Here is a 23464-nt window from a genome sequence, read left to right as displayed (position 1 = left end):
TATCCGCTACGGGCAGCGGGCAACGACTGGCTTGTTTGGTGATGCGCGGGGTCGAACTTTCGAGCTGCTATCGTCGACCCATTAATCTATGTTTTTTCTAGATTTTCGAGCCCGTAGCCAGCCTTTTATGACAGATGAAACGATTCAGTTCAACTGTCAGGCATTCGTTTGGGTGCGACAACGTGCCCGGTTGTATCGTCTGAGGGGTACGGGGTTAGCGGGATGAGGTGTGTCGATTTGTGTCACAAATAAATGTGAAAAAAATGTCCAAAGGCCATCTTCTTGCGCGGGTAATCGGCAAAGCCAGCTCGCAATTGAAACCGTGGGAGCGGACCTGTCCGCGAAAGGGTCATAACTGCCGACGCCTGTTTAGCACCTGACGCTTGGGCTTCGCGGACAGGTCCGCTCCCACAGGTTTCATGCCCAGATTTAATCGCGTACGGATGGGATGTTTTTGATTCTGGCCGAAGGACGTAGGAGTTGGCTTGCCAACGATCTGCCGGGAACCGGCAGTAAACCAGTGCATGCGGCGTATTTGATACATCCAGGCGACTGGTTTTGGGGCCGCTTCACAGCCCATCGCCTGCAAGCAAGGCTCCTACGCCCTTTGGGCAGAAGCGAATCCCGAGACGAAAAAAAGCCCGCACATCGGCGGGCTTCTCTCTAAGCGGCGATCTCCAGAACGCTTATAGCGGCCTGAAATCAGAAGATGGTGCACCAGACGGGATTCGAACCCATGACCCCTGCCTTCGGAGGGCAGTACTCTATCCAGCTGAGCTACTGGTGCGACGCGGGCGCCATAATACTCATCTGGCTTGCATGCGTCCATGCTGGCGAGCGCCTGTTGTCGATTTCGCACGGTTTTGAGCGTTACGCACGACGTTCATCAGATTTATTGCCTGCGAGCAATCAGCCTGTTCTTTTTTTCGAACAGGCTATTGTCCTTTAACCTTGTAGTCCCTAGGATTCGTTTGAGATTTCAAACGCACTTGTCCGGTCTCCCGCACCTTTTGCAACCTGTGCATACAGGGCCCGGCTGATGTTTTCCTGACGGCAGCCTCGTTCGAGGCGCCTTCGAACAATCAATAAAACGCTGCGCCACCGCGCGGTGCTGTTTAGGAGACCGACATGCAGCTCAAAGACTCCACGTTGTTCCGCCAACAGGCCTATATCAATGGCGCCTGGGCAGATGCCGATGGCGGCCAGACGATCAAGGTCAACAACCCGGCGAATAACGAGATTCTGGGCACTGTGCCGAAGATGGGCGCCGCTGAAACCCGCCGCGCCATCGAAGCGGCTGACAAGGCCTTGCCAGCCTGGCGTGCACTGACCGCCAAAGAGCGCTCTAACAAGCTGCGTCGCTGGTTCGAACTGATGATCGAGAATCAGGACGACCTGGGCCGCCTGATGACCCTGGAGCAAGGCAAGCCACTGGCCGAAGCCAAAGGCGAAATCACCTACGCCGCTTCCTTTATTGAGTGGTTCGCTGAAGAAGCCAAGCGCGTCTATGGCGATGTAATCCCGGGTCACCAGCCGGACAAGCGTCTGATCGTGCTCAAGCAGCCGATTGGCGTCACTGCCGCGATCACGCCGTGGAACTTCCCGGCCGCGATGATCACCCGTAAAGCTGGTCCGGCCTTGGCCGCTGGCTGCACCATGGTCCTCAAACCTGCTTCGCAAACTCCTTACTCTGCACTGGCATTGGCCGAGCTGGCTCAACGTGCCGGCATCCCCGCTGGCGTTTTCAACGTAGTGACCGGCAGCGCGGGCGACATCGGCGGTGAGCTGACCAGCAACCCGATTGTTCGCAAGTTGTCGTTCACCGGCTCGACCGAAATCGGTCGCCAATTGATGGCTGAATGCGCCCACGACATCAAAAAGGTTTCGCTGGAATTGGGCGGCAATGCGCCTTTCATCGTGTTCGACGACGCGGATCTGGATAAGGCCGTCGAAGGCGCGATCATCTCCAAGTACCGCAACAACGGCCAGACTTGCGTTTGCGCCAACCGCATCTATGTTCAGGACTCGGTATATGACGCGTTCGCTGACAAGCTGAAAGTTGCGGTTGCCAAGCTCAAAGTCGGTAACGGCCTGGAAGAAGGTACCACTACCGGCCCGCTGATTGATGAGAAGGCGGTGGCCAAAGTCAAAGAGCACATCGCTGATGCCCTGAGCAAAGGCGCGAAGGTGCTGAGCGGCGGCAACAGCCTGGAAGGCAACTTCTTCGAGCCGACTATTTTGGTCAACGTCTCCAAGGACGCGGCCGTGGCGAAGGAAGAAACCTTCGGCCCGCTGGCGCCGCTGTTTCGCTTCAAAGACGAAGACGAAGTGATCGCTATGGCGAACGACACCGAGTTCGGTCTGGCGTCGTACTTCTACGCCCAGAACATGAGCCGCGTGTTCCGCGTCGCCGAAGCGCTGGAATACGGCATGGTGGGTATCAACACCGGCCTGATCTCCAATGAAGTCGCGCCGTTTGGCGGTATCAAGGCGTCGGGCCTGGGCCGCGAAGGCTCCAAGTACGGCATCGAAGATTATCTTGAGATCAAATACCTCTGCCTTAGCGTTTGAAGCTGCTGCGCTCGGTGAGGCTGCGTGGGCAAGGTTCGAAAAAATACTCATTGGCTGGAGCCAACTCCGTTTTTTTCGAACCTTGCCGCCTTGCCTGACCGTCGCTCGCTACGCTTCAAATATAAGAATGAGGTGTTGAGGCCTGTGGGGCGCGAGAGCGACGCTTCACAGGCTTTTGTTGTACCGAAACTATTTGGTGGCCGGGAGGCCGCGACAGTCGATCATCGTATGCTGTCGTCGTTGACCCCCGCTGCTTCATCCTTGAACCACGCCGCCCGATGAGCGGCGAATGAGGAAATCATGAGCAAAACAAACGCATCCTTGATGAAACGCCGCGAAGCCGCTGTCCCGCGTGGCGTTGGTCAGATTCACCCGATCTTCGCTGATCATGCGAAGAACGCTACCGTTACCGACGTTGAAGGTCGTGAGTTCATCGACTTCGCCGGCGGCATCGCCGTACTTAACACCGGCCACGTGCACCCGAAAATCATCGCCGCCGTGACCGAGCAGCTGAACAAGCTGACCCACACTTGCTTCCAGGTGCTGGCGTACGAGCCGTATGTTGAGCTGTGCGAAAAAATCAACGCCAAGGTTCCAGGTGATTTCGCCAAGAAAACCCTGCTGGTGACCACCGGTTCCGAAGCCGTCGAAAACGCCGTCAAGATTGCCCGCGCTGCTACTGGCCGTGCTGGCGTGATCGCGTTCACCGGCGCGTACCACGGTCGCACCATGATGACACTGGGCCTGACCGGCAAAGTCGTGCCTTATTCGGCTGGCATGGGCCTGATGCCAGGCGGCATCTTCCGCGCCATCTACCCGAACGAGCTGCACGGCGTGAGCGTTGATGACTCCATCGCCAGCATCGAGCGCATTTTCAAGAACGACGCTGAGCCTAAAGACATTGCCGCGATCATCATCGAGCCGGTTCAGGGCGAAGGCGGTTTCTACGTCGCGCCGAAGGCCTTCATGATTCGTCTGCGCGAACTGTGCGACAAGCACGGCATCTTGCTGATCGCTGACGAAGTACAGACCGGCGCAGGCCGTACCGGTACGTTCTTCGCCATGGAGCAGATGGGCGTTTCTGCCGATCTGACCACCTTCGCCAAGTCCATCGCTGGCGGCTTCCCGCTCGCCGGTGTGTGCGGCAAGGCCGAATACATGGACGCTATCGCGCCAGGCGGCTTGGGCGGCACCTATGCCGGCAGCCCGATTGCTTGCGCCGCAGCGTTGGCGGTGATGGAAGTCTTCGAAGAAGAGCACCTACTAGATCGTTGCAAAGCGGTGGGCGAGCGCTTGGTGACAGGTCTGCGTGCCATTCAGGCCAAGTATCCGGTGATCGGTGAAGTGCGTGCCCTCGGCGCGATGATTGCACTTGAGTGCTTCGAAAACGGTGATACCCACAAGCCGAACGCTGCTGCTGTTGCTCAAGTGGTCGCCAAGGCGCGTGACAAGGGCCTGATCCTGCTGTCGTGCGGCACTTACGGCAACGTATTGCGCGTGTTGGTCCCGTTGACCTCTCCGGATGAACAACTGGACGCAGGCCTGAAAATCATCGAAGAATGCTTCGCTGAAATCTCCTGAAGCCGCTTGGTCGCAGCTGATCAAAATGTGACCAAATGGACAAAAAAACCCGCTTAGGCGGGTTTTTTTCGTTTATTGGCGTCAGAAATGTCCCTTTTGCCTGTTTCCATCGGTTCTCTTTGACTAAGGTACGCAGAGTGATGCCGGAGAGTCATGATGACCGTTGTGAAGGCCCCCGATGTAACCCGAGTATTGATTGCCGAGTCCGACCCCTGGATTCGCGAGATGCTCAGTGAAATGGTATTGAGTGTGCGTTGTGATGCACACCTTCAAGTGTGTGCAGACGGCAATCAGGCTTCGCAATGGCTCAAGGGCGCGGTGCCTGACCTGGTAATCGCTTCGCGCGAGCTTGGCGGTATCGATGGCCTGAGCCTGCTGCGCAGCGTGCGTCTAGTGCGTAAGCAGCCGACGATTCCTTTCATTTTGCTGAGCAACCGCAACGACGGCGCCAGCGTGCGCGAAGCCGTACAGCTCGCACCTACCGCCTATCTCACCAAACCGCTGAACATGGACAGCCTGCGCGTGCGCCTGGAAGGGCTCCTGCTCGAAAGCGGGGCGCAAGTAGCGTGTGAGATTCCAAGCCTGGCCCCAGGCTTGACGTTGAACGACTTTCTGGAAAAGCGCCGTGAAGTGGCCGACGGCGCGCCGTTGTTCGTGGATGTGCAGCAGGCGATCAGACTCAGTCAGGGTGCGTCAGGGATCGACATCAAGCTGCTAGAACAGGCGCTGATGCCGGACCCGCAATTGGTTGCCGGGTTGATCGCGGCTGCCAACAGTGCCGCTCAGCATTTGGGCAAGCCGGTTCAGACATTGCACCAGGCATTGGCGACGTTGGGCGGCACGCAAAGTGCGAACCTGATTTCAGGCATGGCGATGAAGCGCGGGGCGGTACTGACCGATGACGCGCTGATCGTTCGGGCCAATGAGTGTTGGGGGTTGTCTCAACGCACCGCCAATTACGCACGCACTCTGGCGCGGATGCTGGAACTCGATCACGAGCGCTGTCACTGCGCGGGCTTGCTGCGCAATCTTGGGGATCTGGCCGTCCTGCGTTGCTTGCAGGAATGGTCGCTGTCTGGCGGCGTGCTTAGTGATGAGGTGATCGCTGGTGCCCTCAATCAATATTCCGCCGCGTTTGGTTCTGCGCTGCGCACACGCTGGCGTTTGCCCCTGGAGCTGCGTGAGCTGATCGCGGCGGTGTATCAGTACAACACCGGCGTGTTCACCCGCGAGGTTCTGGCGATGAATGTAGCGGGGGAGATGGGGCGGCTGGGGGAGGAGGACAGCGCGTTGCAGGCTTTGGCTAAATCCAAACCGGCGCGGCTGCTTAAGATCGATGCGTCGGATCTGGATCGGTTGCGCAAGAAGGTGGAGGGGTAGGGCGTATACGGCGTCAGACCAACACAATCTGATTCTTGCCCTGGCGTTTGGCCTGATACATCGCCGCATCAGCTCTGGCGAACAACGCTTCCAGGCTCTGATCATCCGGACCGAGATTGGTCAGGCCCTGACTGGCGGTGATTCCGAAGGATTTATCGTCTCGCTGAAAGCTCAGGCGTTGGATCTCACGCTGCAGGCGTTCGGCGATCTGCTTGGCCATTTCCGGCGCGCAACCCGGAAATACCGCCGCAAACTCTTCCCCGCCAATGCGCCCGAACAGATCGCCTCGGCGCAGCGTCGTTCGTCCACTTTCAGCGATGCGCTGTAGCACGATGTCGCCTTCTTGGTGACCATAGGTGTCGTTAACCAGCTTGAAGTCATCCACGTCCAGCAGCAGGAAGGCCATGGGCGTGCCCTGCAATCGCGCCTGTTCGAACTCGCGCTGGGCGCATTCGAAGAAGTGACGTCGGTTGCTGCTCTGAGTGAGCACATCGGTGGTCGCCAGGCGCTGCAATTCGTCTTCCAGATGCTTCTTTTCGGTGATGTCTTCAGCGATACCGACGACGATCAAGCGCTGGCCTTGCTCGGCCTGATGGCTGATGAAGCATTTGTCGCTGAGCCAGCGAACCTGACCGTCAGCGCGGATGATCCGGTATTCGCGATCCTCAACCGAGCCCTTTTCCAGCACTTCGCTCAAACTACGTTCGGCATAATCGAGATCGTCTGGATAGATGCTGTCGCGCCATTCGCCGAAGTCTGCCAGCAGCAAACCAGCCGAGCGACCAAAGATGCGTTCGTAGGCGGGGCTGACGTAAATCATGCGCTGGGTTTGCCAGTCGAACGCCCAAAGCACCGCATTCACGCTCACCAGCAACGAGCTGAATAGCTGCTCGCGCTCGCTTAGCCGCGCGACTTCTGCCTGGGCATGCATCAGCGCCAGCAACGTCTCAGCTGCAGCGGGTACTTCAACAATGGGCGTCTGGTTGTCCATGAGCACTGCATCTCAGTAATAAGGTGCGGCGCACTGCCACAACATGCACACAGGATAGTGTGAGAGTGGAGTTCTGATCGGACCGATGGCACGAAGTTCCGATCGGCGCGCACTCGAGCCAGTGCGCGCCGATCAACGGCATCAAGCGTGAGAAGGGCGCAACGAGTAGGTCTTCAGTTGATCGGCGAACTCGCGAAGCGATTGAATCCCGCTGGCCTCAGCCTCATGAACCCAGTCCTTGATCGCAGCAAGCATATCGTGGCCGTTGGTGCTGGTCTTGAGCCAGATTTGCTGCAATGCCAAGCGTTTTTCGTAAATCACGGTTAACGCCTGACTGTGCGCCAGCATGCTTTGAATGCGCAGTTGGTGCTTGTCGTCCAGCAGGCTGGTTTCCCGCGACAGCAGGCGCTTGGCGCGATGAAACTGGTGCCGGACCGACGCATCCGCTTTGGCCAGTTCTTGCGCCACCAGCGGGGCAATCACCAACTTGCGGTACTGAGCCATGATCTGGAAACGGTTGTTGAGAATCGCCATCGCCGTGTCCATGTCCAGATGGCCTTTGCCTTCGACGCGGTGAGCGATCGGCGCCACTCGCTGGACCTTGGCCAGACGCAAAAAGCTGAACAGCTTGATCCACGCCCAACCGATGTCGAATTCCCATTTCTTGACCGACAACTTGGCCGAGTTCGGATAGGTGTGATGATTGTTGTGCAGCTCTTCGCCGCCAATGATGATGCCCCACGGCACCAGATTGGTGGCTGCGTCGCGGCATTCGAAGTTGCGATAGCCGACCGCATGGCCCAGACCGTTAACGACCCCAGCGGCCCAGAATGGAATCCACATCATCTGGATCGCCCAGACAGTGATGCCGATAACACCGAACAGCGCCAGATCCAGCACGCCCATGATGGCAATACCCAGCAGCGGAAAGCGCGAGTACAGGTTGCGCTCGATCCAGTCTTCAGGGCAGTTCTTGCCGTAGATGCGCAGCGTGTCCGGGTTCTCGGCTTCGGCGCGATACAGTTCAGCACCTTTGCGCAGCACAGTGGACAGGCCCTTGATGACCGGGCTGTGCGGGTCATCGACGGTTTCGCATTTTGCGTGGTGCTTGCGGTGGATAGCGGTCCACTCGCGGGTGTTCTGTGCCGTGGTCAGCCACAGCCAGAAACGGAAAAAATGTTTGAGCCCGGCGTTGAGTTCCAGAGAACGGTGGGCCGAATAGCGATGAAGGTAAACCGTGACGCTGACGATGGTGATATGAGTCATCACCAGAGTGACCGCGACCAGTTGCCAGACAGAAAGGTCGAGCAAACCGTTGTTCCACATAGGCTGAGTTGCCCTCGATAAAAACGCGTAGAGGTGTGGTGCAGCAGGGCGCATTATCACTTAGCCACCAGATAAAACCAGTCGCCCTTTTAGATAAGAGTGGCAAGATATTTCTTGTTTACGCCCCATTCCTTTGTAAGGGTTTCCATCTTTTTATGTCAGTTAATTCCCGAGACGCTGTGCGAATAGCACTTCTGTATGGGCTTGCGTCAGTTCTTTGGTTTGGAATGAGCGATTACTTGCTCCCCTATCTGATCGAAGAACCGGCTCGATTGGCCCGTGGGCAACTGATGAGTGGCTACGTCTGGATCACTTCAAGCACATCAACGATAGCCTGGGGCACAGCGTCGGGGATCAGCTGCTCAGGTCGGTGGTCGAGCGCTTGCAGGGCTTGCTCGACAGCAGCGTGACGCTCGCCCGGCTGGGCGGCGACGAATTTGCTGTCCTCATTGAAAACGGTCAATTGGCGCCTGAGCTGGCCCAGCGCGTTCTTGAGTCGATGCGTGAACCGTTCTTGCTGGAGGGGCAGACGTTGTTCATCAATGTCAGCATCGGCATCAGCTTGTTCCCCAACGACGCGGCGGGCGCCGAGGAGCTACTGCGTCACGCTGACGCCGCGCTGTTCAAGGCCAAAAGCCAGGGACGCGAAAGTTACGCGATGTACAACGAAGAACTGACGGCACATTCCCGCCAGCGTGTGGAGCTGGCCAGTGAGCTTAGGCGCGCCATCGAACAGAATGAGCTGCGGGTTTTTTATCAGCCCATCCACGACCTGCAAACCCGGCGCATTCAAGGCGTCGAAGCGTTGGTGCGCTGGTGCGTTGGCAGCATCCGGAGCGCGGCATGGTGTCGCCTGGCGAATTCATTCCGGTCGCCGAGCAAAGCGGGCTGATTGCAGATATCGATCGCTGGGTGCTGACCCAGGCTTGCGAGCAAATGCGCCAGTGGCTGGCCGAGGGCGTGAAGATTTCCTACGTGGCGGTCAACGTGTCGAGCCGGCTGTTCAGCGGCGCAGACCTCGATCGTCGCGTGGCGCAGGCGGATCAAGCGCATTTTCTGCTGGAGAATGACTGTGAGCTGGGCCAGGGCTATTGGTTTGCGCGCCCGATGCCTGCTGAGCATATCGACTGGCATCATGCGCCGGTCTTCACACCTTCTTGAGTGTGGCTCTGCGTTTTGAGAGCGACCTGCCTGGCTTTTTTTAGCTAAATGCTATTTAGCTATATCGGCATTCTTAAATAGTATTTTTAAGAATAACCGGGTCTCTCTAAGATTGCCTCACGCCACCAGCCGCCCCTTTCCACTCGTGCTGCGGGCAACTTATAAAGGAGCACGATCATGAGCGCATCTCTACGTAGCGTCGACGGCCAGGACGAAGCAAGCATCTTGCGAGAAATCCAGAGCGCACTGCGCGATCTGCGCTTTGGCGCGGTTGAAATCACTGTACATAACGCGCAAGTGGTGCAGATCGAACGTAAAGAAAAATTCCGTTTGCAGAATCCGGGTAATAAACCGAGCTGAAACGCAAACATCGTAGGAGCGCGCTTGCCCGCGATTGCGTTGGGTCAGCGACTCAATCGGCGACTGACTCGCCGCAATCGCGGGCAAGCGCGCTCCTACAAAGCCAATTAAAAAATTAGAAAACCAATAACGCACCCAGGAGCTTGATCCATGTCCATTCGCCGTTATGCGCTGGCAGCCCTCGCCAGCGCTGTGTTTGCCGGTTCCGCTGTCGCCAAGGATTACGAGCTGCTGAACGTGTCCTATGACCCGACGCGTGAGCTGTATCAGGATTACAACGCTGAGTTCGTCAATTTCTGGAAACAATCACACCCGGACGACAAGGTCGAAATCAAGCAATCCCACGGTGGTTCGGGCAAGCAAGGCCGTTCGGTGATCGATGGTCTGCGCGCTGACGTAGTAACCCTGGCACTGGCCGGCGACATCGACGAAATCGCAAAACTGGGTAAGACCCTGCCTGAGAATTGGCAGACCCGTCTGCCGGATGCCAGCACGCCTTACACCTCGACCATCGTGTTTCTGGTGCGTAAGGGCAACCCAGAAGGCATCAAGGACTGGGGCGATCTGATCAAGAAAGACGTCTCGGTGATCACGCCGAACCCGAAAACCTCCGGCGGTGCGCGCTGGAACTTCCTGGCGGCATACGGCTATGGGCTGAAAACCGGCGGCAGTGAAGCCAAGGCCCAGGAATACGTAAAAGAACTGTTCAAGCACGTCCCTGTTCTGGACACCGGCGCTCGCGGCTCGACCATTACCTTCGTCAACAACGGTCAGGGCGATGTGCTGCTGGCGTGGGAAAACGAAGCGTTCCTGGCGTTGAAAGAAGACGGCGGCGCCGACAAGTTCGACATCGTCGTACCTTCGCTGTCGATCCTGGCCGAGCCTCCTGTCGCTGTCGTCGACAAGAACGCGGAGAAGAAGGGCAACGAAGAAATCGCCACCGAGTACCTCAAGCACCTGTACAGCAAGGAAGGCCAGGAAATCGCAGCGAAAAACTTCTATCGTCCTCGCAACGCTGAAGTGGCTGCCAAGTACGAGAAGCAATTCCCTAAACTGAACCTGCTGACCATCGACAAGGATTTCGGCGGCTGGAAATCGGCGCAACCGAAGTTCTTTAACGACGGCGGCGTGTTCGACCAGATCTATCAAGCGCAGTGATGGATAACGTGTAGGAGCGCGCTTGCCCGCGAAGAGTCTGTCAGCTGATAAGGATGCATCTGACACACTGGCGCTATCGCGGGCAAGCGCGCTCCTACAATGGTTGTCCGTTGAATCATGAACCCGCATTCATTTGCGGGTTCCGTGTGTTAACCAAGGACTCTTATGTCGCGACGTACTTCCCCCGTCATACCCGGCTTCGGGCTGACGCTGGGTTACACCTTGGTGTACCTCAGTCTGATTGTGCTCATCCCGCTGGCGGCGATGTTTATTCACGCCTCGCAACTGAGCTGGGGCCAGTTCTGGACCATCGTCACTGCGCCGCGAGTGCTTGCTGCGTTGAAGCTCAGCTTCGGCACTGCGTTCTATGCTGCGATTATCAACGGCATTATCGGCACACTGCTGGCCTGGGTGCTGGTGCGCTACACCTTCCCGGGTCGCAAGATCATCGACGCAATGATCGACTTGCCCTTCGCTTTGCCCACGGCTGTGGCCGGTATCGCATTGACGGCGCTGTACACGCCGACAGGGCTTGTAGGGCAATTCGCCGCCGACCTCGGTTTCAAAATCGCTTACACGCCGCTCGGTATCACGTTGGCGCTGACATTCGTCACGCTGCCGTTCGTGGTGCGTACCGTCCAGCCGGTGCTGGCCGATATCCCGCGTGAAGTCGAAGAAGCCGCAGCTTGTCTGGGCGCACGTCCGCTGCAGGTGTTTCGCTACATCCTCGTTCCCGCCTTACTGCCCGCCTGGCTGACCGGTTTTGCGCTGGCGTTTGCCCGTGGCGTGGGTGAGTACGGTTCAGTGATTTTCATCGCCGGCAACATGCCGATGAAAACCGAAATCCTGCCGCTGCTGATCATGGTCAAGCTCGACCAATACGACTACACCGGCGCGACGGCCATCGGCGTGATGATGCTGGTGGTGTCGTTCATTCTGTTGCTGCTGATCAATTTGCTGCAACGACGCATCGAAACCCCAACCTGAGGAGGCGCATATGTCTGGTTCATCGCTTATCGCCGCTTCCTCCGCCAACGCTGCCCGTCGTGGCAGTGCGGTGTCGCGGCGCGTTCTAATCAGCCTGGGCTGGCTGGTCTTCGCACTGTTTTTGTTGTTGCCGTTGTTCATCGTCGTGTCCCAAGGGCTGAAGTCTGGCCTGGGCGCTTTCTTCGCGGCGATCTTTGAGCCGGATGCCTTGTCGGCGCTCAAGCTAACGGTGATCGCCGTCCTGATTTCGGTGCCACTCAATGTGGTGTTTGGCGTCAGCGCCGCCTGGTGCGTGAGCAAATACTCGTTCCGTGGCAAAAGCTTTCTGGTGACGCTGATCGATCTGCCGTTCTCGGTCTCGCCGGTCATTGCCGGTCTGGTTTATGTGCTGATGTTTGGCGCCCAAGGGCTGTTCGGGCCGTGGTTGCAGGATCACGACATCCAGATCGTCTTCGCACTGCCGGGCATCGTACTGGCGACGATTTTCGTCACCGTGCCGTTCGTGGCCCGTGAACTTATCCCGCTGATGCAGGAGCAAGGCACGCAGGAAGAAGAGGCCGCGCGTTTGCTCGGCGCCAATGGCTGGCAGATGTTCTGGTACGTCACCGTGCCCAACATCAAGTGGGGCCTGATCTATGGCGTGGTGCTGTGTACCGCCCGTGCGATGGGTGAGTTCGGCGCGGTGTCGGTAGTCTCCGGCCACATTCGCGGCGTTACCAATACCCTGCCGCTGCACGTCGAGATTCTCTACAACGAATACAACCACGTGGCCGCATTTGCCGTGGCGAGCCTGTTGCTGATCCTTGCGCTGTTCATCCTGCTGCTCAAGCAGTGGAGCGAAGCGCGCATTACCCGTCTGCGCCAAAGTGCGGCGGAGGAATAATTCATGTCGATCGAAGTCCGTAACGTCAGCAAGAATTTCAACGCCTTCAAGGCCCTCGACAGCATCAATCTGGATATCCAGAGTGGCGAGTTGGTGGCTTTGTTGGGCCCGTCCGGCTGTGGCAAGACCACGCTGCTGCGCATCATTGCCGGGCTGGAAACGCCTGACCAGGGCAACATCGTGTTCCATGGCGAAGATGTCTCCGGCCACGATGTGCGTGATCGCAACGTCGGGTTCGTGTTCCAGCATTACGCGCTGTTCCGGCACATGACCGTCTTCGATAACGTCGCTTTTGGTCTGCGCATGAAGCCGAAGAACCAGCGCCCGAGCGATAGCCAGATCACCGCGAAAGTCCATGAACTGCTGAACATGGTGCAGCTTGATTGGTTGTCGGATCGATATCCTGAGCAGTTGTCCGGTGGTCAGCGCCAGCGTATCGCGTTGGCTCGCGCCTTGGCTGTGGAGCCCAAGGTGTTGCTGCTCGACGAGCCGTTCGGGGCGCTAGATGCCAAGGTGCGTAAAGAGCTGCGTCGCTGGTTGGCGCGTCTGCACGAAGATATCAATCTGACATCGGTGTTCGTGACCCATGACCAGGAAGAGGCCATGGAAGTGGCGGACCGCATCGTGGTGATGAACAAAGGCGTGATCGAGCAGATCGGCTCGCCGGGCGAAGTCTATGAAAACCCGGCCAGTGATTTTGTGTATCACTTCCTCGGCGATTCAAACCGTCTGCATCTGGGCGCAGACAATCACGTGTTGTTCCGCCCGCACGAGGTCTCGCTGTCACGTCATGAAGTCGAAGGCCATCATGTCGCTGAAGTACGGGATATCCGTCCACTGGGCGCGACCACTCGGGTGACGCTGAAAGTGGAAGGGCAGAGCGAGTTGATCGAAGCCGAAGTGGTGAAAGACCACGACAGCCTCGTCGGCCTGGCGCGAGGCGAAACGCTGTTCTTCAAGCCGAAGGTTTGGCAGAAGGTCGCCAATATCTGATCTGCGCACGCCCCGTATTTGCGCCCAACAGCGAGCCACAAACCCGTAGGAGCGAACTTGTTCGCGAGGCGTCCGGGCTGACAAACCGCAGCGCCCGGCTCGCCAACAAGTTGGCTCATACAGAAGTGCGTAAATACCGCAGTCCTGTAGGAGCGTACGAGCAGCGCGAGGCCGCGATCGGCTGCGAAGCAGTCGTAGAAATATTGGACTCACTACTTCTGCCAGCGCTTCGCACTGGATCGCGGCCGTCGTAACCTCCGATCGCTCCTACAGGGGCGGCGTTCACTCGGAAATCGCGGGCAAGCGCGCTCCTTCAGGTAACTGCATTGCCGGGTGTCTGCGGTCACGGTTAAACCACCGTTTTCATATCCCTTCTGCGCGACGGGCCGACGCGCTTTTCGATTTCGTGCTGCAAGCCTTTGCGCATCCCCAGCAGGAACGCCAATTCCGCGACCACGAACAGCGGACCGATGATCAGGCCCGATACATCATCGATAAACGCAGGCTTGCGCCCCTCGTAGTAGTGCCCCACAAACTGAATCGCCCAACCCACGATAAACATCCCAAGCCCGGCGCTTAGCCAAATCAGGGTCGGCTGCTGTGCGAGCAGTGCGCCAGCCCACAGACACAAGCCCAGCAACGCGGCCATCAGCACACCAAAGGCCAGGTCCAGCCGCAGGTAAAAAACAGTCGACGCCAACGCCACCAATGCGGCGGGCGATAGCCAGAATCCGCTAACAAAACTCCCGGGTAGGGAAAGTAGTACAGCCACTGCGAGCACAATCAGCGGAATGCCTAGGAAATGGCTGACGATGTTCCGGGTATCTCGGTGGTAGGACGCGTACTGGCTCAAATAATCGATGAGGTTTTTCATTGTTTTTGTTCCCTCCTAGCGTTGATCATGCCGCTGTTTTTGGTTGGGCAAGCAGCGGTTCGGTCCAGCCTGATGCAAACATCGAACAAGAAAAAGGAGATTCACGTGACGAATGGAACCCAATGGCGCTCATGGTTAATCAACGATCAGTGGTTCAACGAATTGCCTGCCAAATTGCAGGATAGCTTGCTGGTTTCAATGCAGCAGCGGCGAGTGACGCCGGGCAAACTCATCTTCCGAAAGGACTCCCCGGCGTGCGGGTTCTACGCGTTACTGGAAGGCACGTTGCGCATGGGCCTGCCGTGTCAGCAGCGTCAATGGCTGCCGGCCAATGACTTCAGAAGGCCCTACTGGTTTGGCGAAGTCTCGCTTTTCGAAGACAACCCTCGTCAGCAGGACATCTACGCCGAGGATCAGGCGATCACCCTGCAAATGCCGCAGCCCGCGTTACGTGGACTGCTCAAAGAGCACCCTCAGTACTGGCGCTACTTTGCCGATTTGCTGAGCCGCAAACTGGGCTTGAAAATCCCGCAGCCTGGGGAGTTCACCCGTCTACCCACTGTTGAGCGCGTGGCTTTTCGCCTGCTGATGCTGGCCGAGGGGTATGGCGAGATCAACGGTGCCGTGCGCATTGTGTCCCGCAACGATTTGCCGTCCGAGCAGTGTCTGGGCCTGAACGCCGAGAGCATCGACCGCACACTCGCAGAGCTTTGCGAGCGCAAGATCATTCGCCGTGATCACGACTTCATCTCGATTCCCGACTCCGACAGGCTTCGCCGGCTGGCCCGGCACCGATTGACCGAATGAGCGCCCGTCAGCGTCGTAAATTCAAATCCCTAGACCTGCGCGGTATTGACTCGGGGTCATCCCGGTCCAGCGCTTGAACGCCCGGCTGAAGCTACTGGTATCGGCGAAACCCAGTAGATAGGCAATCTCGCTAAGTGAGCTGCCGGGCTCGCGCATGTGCTGCAGTGCCAGATTCTGTCGGCATTGATTGAGCAGCAAGTCATAGCTGCAGCCTTCGTCGGCCAGATGTCGCTGCAGGCTGCGCAGGCTGAGGTGCAAATTGTGCGCGATACGCTCGGCCGAAGGTTCGCCTTCGGGCAACTGCAGTTCGATGGCGCCGCGAACCTTGCGCTCCCACGTCAACGCGGACAGCTGTTCGAGCGTGCGGTTAAGGACAGTTTCGTTGTGCTGGGCCAGTTCCGGGTTGGCGTCGTCCAGATGGCTGTCGAAGTCGGCGCAGGCGAACTCCAGCAGGTTTTCCTTGGCATCGAAGAATAGCGGCGCGCGGAACACGTCGTGCCATGGCTTGGGGTCAGCGGGCTGAGGGCGCACCAGATGAACCGCAAGCGGCGCGTAATGGCGCCCCAAACGGTTGCGACAGGTGCGCACATATATCGCGGCGAAGGCATCCATGGCCTCGTTTGCTGGCACCGGACTGCCCTGCGGGACGACAAAACGAAACTCATATCGATCCCCCGCGCGCGCAAAACTCAAATTCAACGCATCGCTGACCACTGGGTGATATCGCACGATCCGCTCGAATACCTCACGCAGCGAACCACTGGCCACCAATGCGTAGCCCAGGGCGTGAAAAGTGGTCGGGCTCACGAAGCGCGACACCCGCAAACCCAATGCCGGATCGCCGCTGGCCTCGACCGCCATCTGCCACAAGCGGGTGGTGATGGTCACCGGATAGCGAGCGTTGGGGTCGTCCATCAGCCGTGGATCGAGACCCGCAGCCAGGCTCATTGCGTTGCTATCTAGGCCAATGGCGTCGAGTTGCTTGCGCAGGGCGCGGGTCCAGCTGGCGAGAATGCTCGGCTCAGACATACAGGTTGGCGCTTCCGGTCAACAGGTTGGCGTGTGTGGCAGCGCGAGCACGGGTCAGGCGCGCCACAGTAGCGAATCGATTTTCACCCATCATAAAAATAGAGGATGAAAGCATGCACGGCACTTCTGCAAGCCCCGCCGGGCTGAATGCACAGCAGCGATCAGCACATATTCGTGCGGTGGTGATGGCGCGCGGCGATGAACTGCGCAAGCGCTACCCCATCCTCAAGCATCAGGACGCCATAGGCGTGGGCATCCTTGCATTCGCCTTGATCGGCATGATCGCCAGTGCAGCTCTCTACATCGAGGGTTACATGGCGTGGTGGGCGTGTTTGCTGGTCAATGCGTTTCTGGCGTCACTGACTCACGAGCTTGAGCACGATCTGATTCACAGCATGTATTTTCGCAAGCAACGGGTGCCGCACAACCTGATGCTGGCGCTGGTGTGGATGGCCCGGCCCAGCACGATCAATCCGTGGATTCGTCGACATCTGCATCTCAATCACCACAAGGTGTCCGGCACTGAAGCCGACATGGAGGAGCGTGCAATTACCAATGGCGAGCCTTGGGGTATCGCGCGGTTACTGATGGTGGGGGACAACGTCATGTCCTCGCTGATCCGCACGTTGCGGGCCAAAACCTGGGCGCACAAACGCAGCATTCTCAAGCGCACGCTCAAGGTCTATGCGCCGCTGGCATTGCTCAACTGGGGCACGTGGTATCTGTTTCTGGCGTTTCATGCCGTCAGTGGGGTGGCGAGCCTGGTGGGCGCGCCCATCGAGTGGTCGAGCAGTACGCTGGCGGTGATGCAGTTGATCGACATCGCCGTGGTGGTGCTGGTAGGGCCGAATGTATTGCGCACCTTCTGCCTGCATTTCGTCAGTTCCAATATGCACTACTACGGCGACGTGGAATCCGGCAATGTCATGCAGCAGACACAAGTGCTCAACCCTTGGTGGATGTGGCCGTTGCAGGCGTTCTGCTTCAACTTCGGCAGCACCCACGGGATACATCATTTTGTGGTGAAAGAACCGTTCTACATCCGGCAGATGACCGCCCCCGTTGCACACAAAGTCATGGCCGAGATGGGCGTGCGGTTCAATGATTTCGGCACGTTTAGCCGGGCGAATCGTTTGGAGAACATGGTCCGCTCATAAGGTGGGAACGGACCTGTCCGCGAATGCTGTGTTTCAGGCAGTAGAGATGTATTGGATGTGCCGGCCTTTTCGCGGACAGGTCCGCTCCCACGCGATCTCCGTCGGTTCCGGATGGCAAGGCCAACCGTCCAGACAGATGGCATCCTCGAAAAAATTCTGTAACAACTCCCGCGTACGCTTCACCTGTCCCCGGAAAAGCAGGGTAGACAGTTTGCAGGGCCGTTCCTTAAGGCAGGGTGCGGCCCTTTTTTTTGCCTGGTTTCCGGCATCGCCCCCGCCGCGTTAGGTATATGTTTTTAAGCTATTAACAAATAGCTTCTTATTCCTTAACGAATATATGCCTCGTCCTTATACTCGCCCCATGAATGCAACATGCAGGAGGCGAACCCCATGCATAACGAGTCGATCCGCTACGTGATCCTGCCTGGCTGGCAAGGGTCTGCCGACGACCATTGGCAAACCCACTGGCAAAACAGCCTGCCCAACAGCGTGCGCGTGGAACAGGCCGACTGGCTCAAACCACGCCGCGAAGACTGGGTGGGCGAGCTGCAGCGCACCATTGCCGCCGACAGCACGCCAGTGATCCTGATCGCTCACAGCCTGGGTTGCGTCACCGTCGCACATTGGGCCCAGCTCGCGCCGCTGGAAACCTTGCGACAGGTGCGTGGCGCATTGCTCGTTGCCCCGGCTGACGTCGAACGTCCCAACTGCCCACCGGCTATTAGAAATTTCGCACCGATTCCGGAACATCTGCTGCCGTTCCCGGCCCAGGTCGTCAGCTCCGATAACGACTCCGCCGTAAGCGCCTTGCGCGCCATGGAAATGGCCCGTAATTGGGGTGCTGAAATCGGCATTATCAGTGGCGGTGGGCACATCAACGTCAAATCCGGACACCAACGCTGGGAGCAGGGATTCGCGTACCTATACCGTCTTCAGGGTCGCATGGAGCATCTGTCGCGCCGTCGTGCCTGATCCGCTTCTTATTGCGCACGAGCCGCGCGCTCTTGATCGCTAGCCTTTGCGAACCGAGCCACTGGGCTCGGCCGCCTATTTGCAACGCTCGGGTTCCGGTAAGGAGGCGGGCGGGAGTCTGCCATGAGTCAGCTTGAAACCACCGGCCAGCCACTGCTGACCTTTTCCGATGCCGAAAAAAGCCCGCTGAGCATTCGTGCCAAGGCGCTGTTGTTTTTCGATCCGCGCTCCCGGCGCCTGCGTGAAGAGATGGAGCTACTGGCCACTCAGGAGTTGCCGGTGCTGATCCGCGGCGAGACGGGGACCGGCAAAGAACTGCTGGCGCGGCACATTCATCGCGGCAGTGATCGGGCGGGATTGTTCGTGTCGGTCAATTGTGGCGCCATCAGCCCAACGTACGCCGAGGCCGAACTGTTCGGTTATGCGGCGGGCGCACACAGCGGCACGGTCAGCAGCCGCGCAGGCTGGTTTGGTTCAGCCACGGGCGGCACGCTGTATCTGGATGAGATCGCGGATTTGCCGCTCTCGATTCAGATAAAACTGTTGGCTGCGCTGGAAAATCACGAAGTCACCCGCGTTGGCGCTCAACAGCCAAGCCCTGTGGATGTGCGCCTGGTCGCCGCTACCAGTATCGATCTGGGCCTGGCTGTGGCCGCCGGAAAATTTAATGAGCGCCTCTACCATTACTTGAGCGAAGGGCGGCTGGAAATGCCCGCGTTACGCGATCAGCCGGGCAATATCCTGCCGTTGGCCGAGTACTTCCTGGGCATCTACAGCCAGCGCTTTGATTTCCCAATGCCGCTGATCAGCGACGCTGCGCAAGAGGTCCTTGAGCGACACACTTGGCCCGGCAATACGCGAGAGCTGGAGAACGTCATTCACTTCGCGCTGTTGGTAAGCATCGGCGAGGAATTGTTGCCCGAGCATTTGAACTTGCCGCCGCATACGGTTGAGCCGTTGGCGCGCATTGAGGAAGACGTGCGGCGATTGATTGCAGGTGGTAACTCTTCACAGTTTGATGCGCTTAAACGGCTATTGGACGCCTTGTAGGAGCGCGCTTGCCCGCGATTGCGGCGTGTCAGGCCTAGATAGGCAGCTGACAGACTGTTATCGCGGGCAAGCGCGCTTCTACAATGCATAACTGATGGCAACTTGGTTTCTGATAACCAAAAAGAATATGGGTTTGCTTAAAAATTATTGTCTCGGAATAAAGAAAATCGGTAATGTCCGCTCCACGCCGCCGACAACATCTGTCGACGGCATTATCACAAGCGCGAGTCGCCCATAGGCGGCCGAATAAACCTAAGGACATCGCATGAAAAAGACGTTTTTGTTCACCGCACTGGCGGCTGCTCTTTCCCTGGGCATCAGCGCGGCGCAAGCTGCCGAAAAACTGGTCGTCGGCGCCACTGCGGTTCCTCATGCCGAGATCCTCGAGCTGATCAAGCCTGAGCTGGCCAAAGAAGGCGTGGACCTGGAAATCAAGGTCTTCACCGACTACGTGCAGCCAAACGTGCAGTTGAACGAGAAACGTCTGGACGCCAACTACTTCCAGACCAAGCCGTATCTGGATGGCTTCAACAAAGGCAAGGGCGCACACCTGGTGACAGGCGTGGGCGTGCATGTTGAACCGTTCGGTGGCTACTCCAAGAAGTGGAAGTCCATTGCTGATCTGCCAGAAGGCGCAACCGTTGCCATTCCAAACGAAGGCAGCAACGCCGGTCGTGCCCTCCTGCTGCTGCAGAAAAACGGCCTGATCACGCTGAAAGACCCGACCAACGCGCTGGCGACCCCGAAAGACATCGCCACCAACCCGAAAAAACTCAAGTTCCGCGAACTGGAATCGGCTCTGCTGCCGCGCGCGCTGGACCAGGTTGACCTGGACCTGATCAACACCAACTACGCGCTGGAAGCCAAGCTGAGTCCTAAGAAAGACGCACTGATCATCGAAGGTGCTGATTCGCCGTACGTGAACTTCCTGGTGACCCGTGAAGACAACGCGCACACCGACGCGATCAACAAACTGTCCAAAGCGCTGACCAGCCAGCAAGTCAAAGACTTCATCAACAAGAAGTACGACGGCGCGGTATTGCCAGCGTTCTAACGAGCCACGCGCTCCCTTGTAGGAGCGGCGCTTGCCCGCGATTACGGTTTATCAATGAAAGATTGACTGACAAAACCTTTTCGCGGGCAAGCGCGCTCCTACAATCAGAGGGATCAGACACACGTTTTCCACGCCGACGGCTTGTACATGCGTCGGCGTTTTTGCATCTGGGCGAAGTGCTAGTCCGATCAGCGCTATGCATATGCGCTAACGGTATTTAAATTTCGATTCTTATAGCTATAAAGTTCTCCATCCTCAGCCATATGCCTTTTCTGGAGTCGGAGTTCTCATGCCAGCAGCCTCCCAAGCTTCTTCGTCCGCGCAAGCGCCCGGTCAGCAGTTCGATGTGCGTCCATTCGCCGAAAAGGTGGGCGCGGAAATCGTCGGTCTGGATCTGTCCCGTCCGCTGAATGACGCAGACTTTGCCCGCGTTCACAAAGCCCATCTTCATCATCACGTTGTGGTGTTCCGCGATCAGCAGATCACCCCGCAACAGCAGATTGAATTCAGCCGCCGTTTCGGCGTGCTGCAGATTCACGTGCTCAAGCAATTCTTGCTCGCTAATCACCCGGAAATCCTCATCGTCTCGAACATTGTCGAGAATGGTCAGCCGGTTGGTCTGGGCGATGCCGGCAAATACTGGCACTCGGACCTTTCCTACAAAGAGCTGCCGAGCCTGGGCTCCATGCTCTACGCGCAGGAGCTGCCAAGCGAAGGCGGCGACACGCTGTTCGCCGACATGCACCTGGCCTGGGAAACCCTGCCTGAGCATCTGCGCAAAGCCGTTGAAGGCCGCTCCGCCGTACACAGCTATACCTCGCGCTACCGCGAAGGCCACAACGCGCAGAACTGGCGCCCGACCCTGAGCGCCGAGCAGTTGGCGCAAGTGGTGGTGGTCAGCCACCCGATCGTGCGCACGCACCCGGAAAACGGTCGCAAGGCACTGTTCGTCAGCGAAGGTTTTACTACTCATATCGTCGGACTGCCGGAAGACGAGAGTCAGCAGATTCTCAATGAGCTCTACGCCCACAGCGTGCGAGCCGAAGGTGTCTATCGCCACAAATGGCAAGAAAACGACATGGTCTTCTGGGACAACCGTTCCCTGATTCACCTGGCAGGCGGCACCCCCGACCATCTGCGTCGCCGCTTGCACCGCACCACCATCCAGGGTGATGCGCCGTTCTGATTCAGGAGAGTTCCATGAACGCTGTTCTGCAAAGCCACACGGCTAGCAATGGCTCGACCACGCAACCGCTCAACCAGCCCAACGCTGAGCCGCTGTTGCAAGTGCAGGGCGTAAGCCTTGAGTACCGCACCCCCGAGCGCGTGGTGCGGGCGACCCATCAAGTCAGTTTCGAGATCGATCCGGCTGACCGCTTCGTGCTGCTCGGCCCGTCCGGCTGTGGCAAATCGACGTTGCTCAAGGCAGTGGCCGGTTTCATCCAGCCAAGCGAAGGCAGGATTCGTCTGGCAGGCCAGGAAGTCAAAGAGCCTGGGCCGGATCGCATTGTGGTGTTTCAGGAGTTCGATCAACTGCCGCCCTGGAAGACCGTGATCCAGAACGTCATGTTCCCGCTGTTGGCTTCGCGCACATTGAAGCGTCCCGAGGCTGAAGAGCGCGCGCGTTACTACCTGGAAAAGGTCGGCCTCAGCGCGTTTGCCGATGCTTATCCGCACACCCTTTCTGGCGGCATGAAGGCCCGTGTGGCGATTGCGCGCGCATTAGCGATGCAGCCGAAAATCCTGTTGATGGACGAGCCGTTTGCGGCGCTCGATGCGTTGACCCGCCGCAAGATGCAGGAAGAGCTGCTGGAACTGTGGGACGAGGTGCGATTCACGCTGCTGTTCGTCACCCACTCCATCGAAGAAGCGCTGGTGATTGGCAACCGCATTCTGTTGCTGTCGCCACATCCGGGTCGCGTCCGCGCCGAAATCAACAGCCATCAGTACGACTTGAAAAGCCTCGGCGGTGTCGACTTCCAAGCGTCCGCGCAGCGCATTCACCGACTGCTGTTCGATGAGGGTGATGAGCCTGTGGTTGAGCAGGACATACGCTTCCAGGACATTCGGATCGCTTACTAAATTCACGCCACCCCTGTAGGAGCGAACTTGTTCGCGAAGCGTTGGACCTGACCCACCGAATCAGGGCCCTCGCCAACAAGTTGGCTCCTACAGAGGGCTGCGTCGCCTTCTCAGAGATTTACGCCCATGAGCCTTTCCCCCCCAATTCGCGAGGAATACGAAGTCGCGCTGGAGCCTTTCACTCAGGAAGACCTGGCCCGCGACATCCCCCTCGTGCAGCGCATCTGGCAACAGGGCTGGGTGCGCAAAAGTGTGATCCTGATTGCCTTGGCGGTGATCTGGGAAATCGCGGCGCGCATTCAGGGCAACGACCTGTTGCTGCCGAGCTTTTTGCAAACGGCCCACGCGTTCATCGACGGCATCGCCAGCGGTGAGTTGTTGGAAAAAGTCTGGATCTCGCTGAAGGTGCTGATCAAGGGCTACCTGATCGGCATCGTCCTGGCGTTCGGTCTGACCACGCTTGCTGTTTCGACCCAATTGGGCCGCGACCTGCTCGGCACTTTGACTGCAATGTTCAACCCGCTGCCGGCCATCGCGCTGTTGCCGTTGTCGCTGCTGTGGTTCGGGCTCGGCGAAAACAGCCTGGTGTTCGTGCTTGTTCACTCGGTGCTGTGGGCGCTGGCGCTCAATACCTACGCGGGCTTTCTCGGCGTCTCGGAAACCCAGCGCATGGCGGGCCGCAATTACGGGCTCAAAGGCCTTCGGTTCGTCTGGTACATCCTGATCCCCGCCGCACTGCCGTCGATTCTGGCCGGTCTGAAAATCGGTTGGGCATTTGCCTGGCGCACCCTGATCGCGGCCGAGCTGGTATTTGGCGCGTCGTCCGGTAAAGGCGGGCTGGGCTGGTACATCTACCAGAATCGTAACGAGCTCTATACCGACAAGGTGTTCGCAGGGCTGGTGGCGGTGATTCTAATCGGCTTGCTGGTGGAGAACCTGCTGTTCGCCAACATCGAACGGCTGACCGTGAAGCGTTGGGGCATGCAGCGTTGATGCTGGCGAACTAGAACTATCGTTATTCCAATTGCGTATTTATCGGTGGTGGTTC

General features: G+C 58.2%; 19 protein-coding genes, 1 tRNA gene and 2 pseudogenes. 17 read left to right on the top strand and 5 right to left on the bottom strand.

Annotated elements, in window-relative coordinates; genetic code table 11:
* Window positions 1-710: 710 nt before the first annotated feature.
* Window positions 711-787 (bottom strand) — tRNA-Arg (locus ACWKV9_RS05670).
* Between the two features lie 341 nt (window positions 788-1128).
* Between ACWKV9_RS05670 and gabD the strand changes: the two genes are divergently transcribed.
* From gabD to ACWKV9_RS05655, 3 genes and pseudogenes are all read left to right on the top strand, one after another.
* Complete coding sequence (gabD, locus tag ACWKV9_RS05665; RefSeq protein ID WP_483835100.1) at window positions 1129-2571, top strand: NADP-dependent succinate-semialdehyde dehydrogenase; 1443 nt, start codon at window positions 1129-1131, stop codon at window positions 2569-2571.
* A 300-nt stretch (window positions 2572-2871) separates the two neighbouring features.
* Window positions 2872-4152: a 4-aminobutyrate--2-oxoglutarate transaminase gene (gabT, locus tag ACWKV9_RS05660; RefSeq protein ID WP_483835099.1), complete on the top strand. Its 1281-nt coding sequence runs from the start codon at window positions 2872-2874 to the stop codon at window positions 4150-4152.
* A 153-nt stretch (window positions 4153-4305) separates the two neighbouring features.
* Window positions 4306-5529: pseudogene (locus ACWKV9_RS05655) on the top strand (HDOD domain-containing protein); the annotation flags it as partial.
* Between the two features lie 16 nt (window positions 5530-5545).
* On the opposite strand, the gene ACWKV9_RS05650 reads toward ACWKV9_RS05655, so the two are convergent.
* Together ACWKV9_RS05650 and desA are read right to left on the bottom strand one after the other, a co-directional pair.
* On the bottom strand, window positions 5546-6523 hold the full coding sequence (locus ACWKV9_RS05650; RefSeq protein ID WP_483835098.1) for a GGDEF domain-containing protein: 978 nt from the start codon (window positions 6521-6523) through the stop codon (window positions 5546-5548).
* A 141-nt stretch (window positions 6524-6664) separates the two neighbouring features.
* The gene (desA, locus tag ACWKV9_RS05645) at window positions 6665-7849 is read right to left on the bottom strand and encodes a delta-9 fatty acid desaturase DesA (protein WP_483835097.1); all 1185 of its coding nucleotides are present in this window, start codon (window positions 7847-7849) and stop codon (window positions 6665-6667) included.
* Window positions 7850-8153: 304 nt separating this feature from the next.
* Here desA and ACWKV9_RS05640 point away from each other — a divergent pair.
* From ACWKV9_RS05640 to ACWKV9_RS05615, 6 genes and pseudogenes are all read left to right on the top strand, one after another.
* A pseudogene (locus ACWKV9_RS05640) lies at window positions 8154-9010 on the top strand (putative bifunctional diguanylate cyclase/phosphodiesterase); the annotation flags it as partial.
* Between the two features lie 177 nt (window positions 9011-9187).
* On the top strand, window positions 9188-9370 hold the full coding sequence (gene oscA, locus ACWKV9_RS05635) for a sulfur starvation response protein OscA (RefSeq protein ID WP_074752461.1): 183 nt from the start codon (window positions 9188-9190) through the stop codon (window positions 9368-9370).
* Between the two features lie 150 nt (window positions 9371-9520).
* A complete protein-coding gene (locus tag ACWKV9_RS05630) occupies window positions 9521-10528 on the top strand; it encodes a sulfate ABC transporter substrate-binding protein (protein ID WP_483835096.1) in 1008 nt (335 codons plus the stop codon).
* A gap of 165 nt (window positions 10529-10693) precedes the next feature.
* Window positions 10694-11515, top strand: a complete 822-nt coding sequence (cysT, locus tag ACWKV9_RS05625; RefSeq protein ID WP_483835095.1) for a sulfate ABC transporter permease subunit CysT — start codon at window positions 10694-10696, stop codon at window positions 11513-11515.
* 10 nt (window positions 11516-11525) lie between these two features.
* Window positions 11526-12398 (top strand): sulfate ABC transporter permease subunit CysW, encoded by an 873-nt coding sequence (cysW, locus tag ACWKV9_RS05620; protein ID WP_483835094.1) that lies wholly within the window; start codon window positions 11526-11528, stop codon window positions 12396-12398.
* 3 nt (window positions 12399-12401) lie between these two features.
* Window positions 12402-13391, top strand: coding sequence for a sulfate/molybdate ABC transporter ATP-binding protein (locus ACWKV9_RS05615; protein WP_483835093.1), 990 nt, complete (start codon window positions 12402-12404; stop codon window positions 13389-13391).
* A 349-nt stretch (window positions 13392-13740) separates the two neighbouring features.
* Here ACWKV9_RS05615 and ACWKV9_RS05610 read toward each other — a convergent pair whose 3' ends face one another.
* A complete protein-coding gene (locus ACWKV9_RS05610; protein WP_483835092.1) occupies window positions 13741-14265 on the bottom strand; it encodes an Mpo1 family 2-hydroxy fatty acid dioxygenase in 525 nt (174 codons plus the stop codon).
* 105 nt (window positions 14266-14370) lie between these two features.
* Between ACWKV9_RS05610 and ACWKV9_RS05605 the strand changes: the two genes are divergently transcribed.
* Entirely contained in the window at window positions 14371-15072 is a 702-nt protein-coding gene (locus tag ACWKV9_RS05605) for a Crp/Fnr family transcriptional regulator (protein ID WP_483835091.1), read from the top strand.
* Between the two features lie 21 nt (window positions 15073-15093).
* Here the strand turns inward: ACWKV9_RS05605 and ACWKV9_RS05600 are convergent, their stop codons facing one another.
* Window positions 15094-16101: an AraC family transcriptional regulator gene (locus ACWKV9_RS05600; RefSeq protein ID WP_483835090.1), complete on the bottom strand. Its 1008-nt coding sequence runs from the start codon at window positions 16099-16101 to the stop codon at window positions 15094-15096.
* A 113-nt stretch (window positions 16102-16214) separates the two neighbouring features.
* Between ACWKV9_RS05600 and ACWKV9_RS05595 the strand changes: the two genes are divergently transcribed.
* The 7 genes from ACWKV9_RS05595 (at window position 16215) to ACWKV9_RS05565 (ending at window position 23409) form a co-directional block, all read left to right on the top strand.
* Complete coding sequence (locus tag ACWKV9_RS05595) at window positions 16215-17258, top strand: fatty acid desaturase (RefSeq protein ID WP_483835089.1); 1044 nt, start codon at window positions 16215-16217, stop codon at window positions 17256-17258.
* A gap of 390 nt (window positions 17259-17648) precedes the next feature.
* Window positions 17649-18230 carry an alpha/beta hydrolase gene (locus ACWKV9_RS05590; RefSeq protein WP_483835088.1) on the top strand — a complete coding sequence of 194 codons (582 nt, stop codon included), beginning with the start codon at window positions 17649-17651 and terminating at the stop codon, window positions 18228-18230.
* Window positions 18231-18353: 123 nt separating this feature from the next.
* On the top strand, window positions 18354-19280 hold the full coding sequence (locus ACWKV9_RS05585; protein ID WP_483835087.1) for a sigma 54-interacting transcriptional regulator: 927 nt from the start codon (window positions 18354-18356) through the stop codon (window positions 19278-19280).
* A gap of 265 nt (window positions 19281-19545) precedes the next feature.
* A complete protein-coding gene (locus ACWKV9_RS05580) occupies window positions 19546-20334 on the top strand; it encodes a MetQ/NlpA family ABC transporter substrate-binding protein (RefSeq protein ID WP_483835086.1) in 789 nt (262 codons plus the stop codon).
* Window positions 20335-20623: 289 nt separating this feature from the next.
* Entirely contained in the window at window positions 20624-21520 is an 897-nt protein-coding gene (locus tag ACWKV9_RS05575; RefSeq protein WP_483835085.1) for a TauD/TfdA dioxygenase family protein, read from the top strand.
* Window positions 21521-21534: 14 nt separating this feature from the next.
* Entirely contained in the window at window positions 21535-22416 is an 882-nt protein-coding gene (locus ACWKV9_RS05570; protein WP_483835084.1) for an ABC transporter ATP-binding protein, read from the top strand.
* A 126-nt stretch (window positions 22417-22542) separates the two neighbouring features.
* Entirely contained in the window at window positions 22543-23409 is an 867-nt protein-coding gene (locus tag ACWKV9_RS05565; protein WP_483835083.1) for an ABC transporter permease, read from the top strand.
* Window positions 23410-23464 lie beyond the last annotated feature (55 nt).

It is taken from the genome of Pseudomonas corni (assembly GCF_057128765.1).
The sequence above is the reverse complement of the archived record's forward strand: the minus strand, read 5'-3'. Positions and strand labels throughout refer to the sequence as shown.

What these genes read in the sequence shown, in the direction of transcription:
- ACWKV9_RS05615 (WP_483835093.1), top strand. Translation starts at nt 12,402, where the DNA reads ATGTCGATCGAAGTCCGTAACGTCAGCAAGAATTTCAACGCCTTCAAG.
- ACWKV9_RS05565 (WP_483835083.1), top strand. Translation starts at nt 22,543, where the DNA reads ATGAGCCTTTCCCCCCCAATTCGCGAGGAATACGAAGTCGCGCTGGAG.
- ACWKV9_RS05595 (WP_483835089.1), top strand. Translation starts at nt 16,215, where the DNA reads ATGCACGGCACTTCTGCAAGCCCCGCCGGGCTGAATGCACAGCAGCGA.
- cysT (WP_483835095.1), top strand. Translation starts at nt 10,694, where the DNA reads ATGTCGCGACGTACTTCCCCCGTCATACCCGGCTTCGGGCTGACGCTG.
- ACWKV9_RS05610 (WP_483835092.1), bottom strand. Translation starts at nt 14,265, where the DNA reads ATGAAAAACCTCATCGATTATTTGAGCCAGTACGCGTCCTACCACCGA.
- ACWKV9_RS05630 (WP_483835096.1), top strand. Translation starts at nt 9,521, where the DNA reads ATGTCCATTCGCCGTTATGCGCTGGCAGCCCTCGCCAGCGCTGTGTTT.
- ACWKV9_RS05580 (WP_483835086.1), top strand. Translation starts at nt 19,546, where the DNA reads ATGAAAAAGACGTTTTTGTTCACCGCACTGGCGGCTGCTCTTTCCCTG.
- desA (WP_483835097.1), bottom strand. Translation starts at nt 7,849, where the DNA reads ATGTGGAACAACGGTTTGCTCGACCTTTCTGTCTGGCAACTGGTCGCG.
- ACWKV9_RS05585 (WP_483835087.1), top strand. Translation starts at nt 18,354, where the DNA reads ATGAGTCAGCTTGAAACCACCGGCCAGCCACTGCTGACCTTTTCCGAT.
- ACWKV9_RS05650 (WP_483835098.1), bottom strand. Translation starts at nt 6,523, where the DNA reads ATGGACAACCAGACGCCCATTGTTGAAGTACCCGCTGCAGCTGAGACG.
- ACWKV9_RS05570 (WP_483835084.1), top strand. Translation starts at nt 21,535, where the DNA reads ATGAACGCTGTTCTGCAAAGCCACACGGCTAGCAATGGCTCGACCACG.
- oscA (WP_074752461.1), top strand. Translation starts at nt 9,188, where the DNA reads ATGAGCGCATCTCTACGTAGCGTCGACGGCCAGGACGAAGCAAGCATC.
- ACWKV9_RS05575 (WP_483835085.1), top strand. Translation starts at nt 20,624, where the DNA reads ATGCCAGCAGCCTCCCAAGCTTCTTCGTCCGCGCAAGCGCCCGGTCAG.
- ACWKV9_RS05600 (WP_483835090.1), bottom strand. Translation starts at nt 16,101, where the DNA reads ATGTCTGAGCCGAGCATTCTCGCCAGCTGGACCCGCGCCCTGCGCAAG.
- cysW (WP_483835094.1), top strand. Translation starts at nt 11,526, where the DNA reads ATGTCTGGTTCATCGCTTATCGCCGCTTCCTCCGCCAACGCTGCCCGT.
- ACWKV9_RS05590 (WP_483835088.1), top strand. Translation starts at nt 17,649, where the DNA reads ATGCATAACGAGTCGATCCGCTACGTGATCCTGCCTGGCTGGCAAGGG.
- gabD (WP_483835100.1), top strand. Translation starts at nt 1,129, where the DNA reads ATGCAGCTCAAAGACTCCACGTTGTTCCGCCAACAGGCCTATATCAAT.
- gabT (WP_483835099.1), top strand. Translation starts at nt 2,872, where the DNA reads ATGAGCAAAACAAACGCATCCTTGATGAAACGCCGCGAAGCCGCTGTC.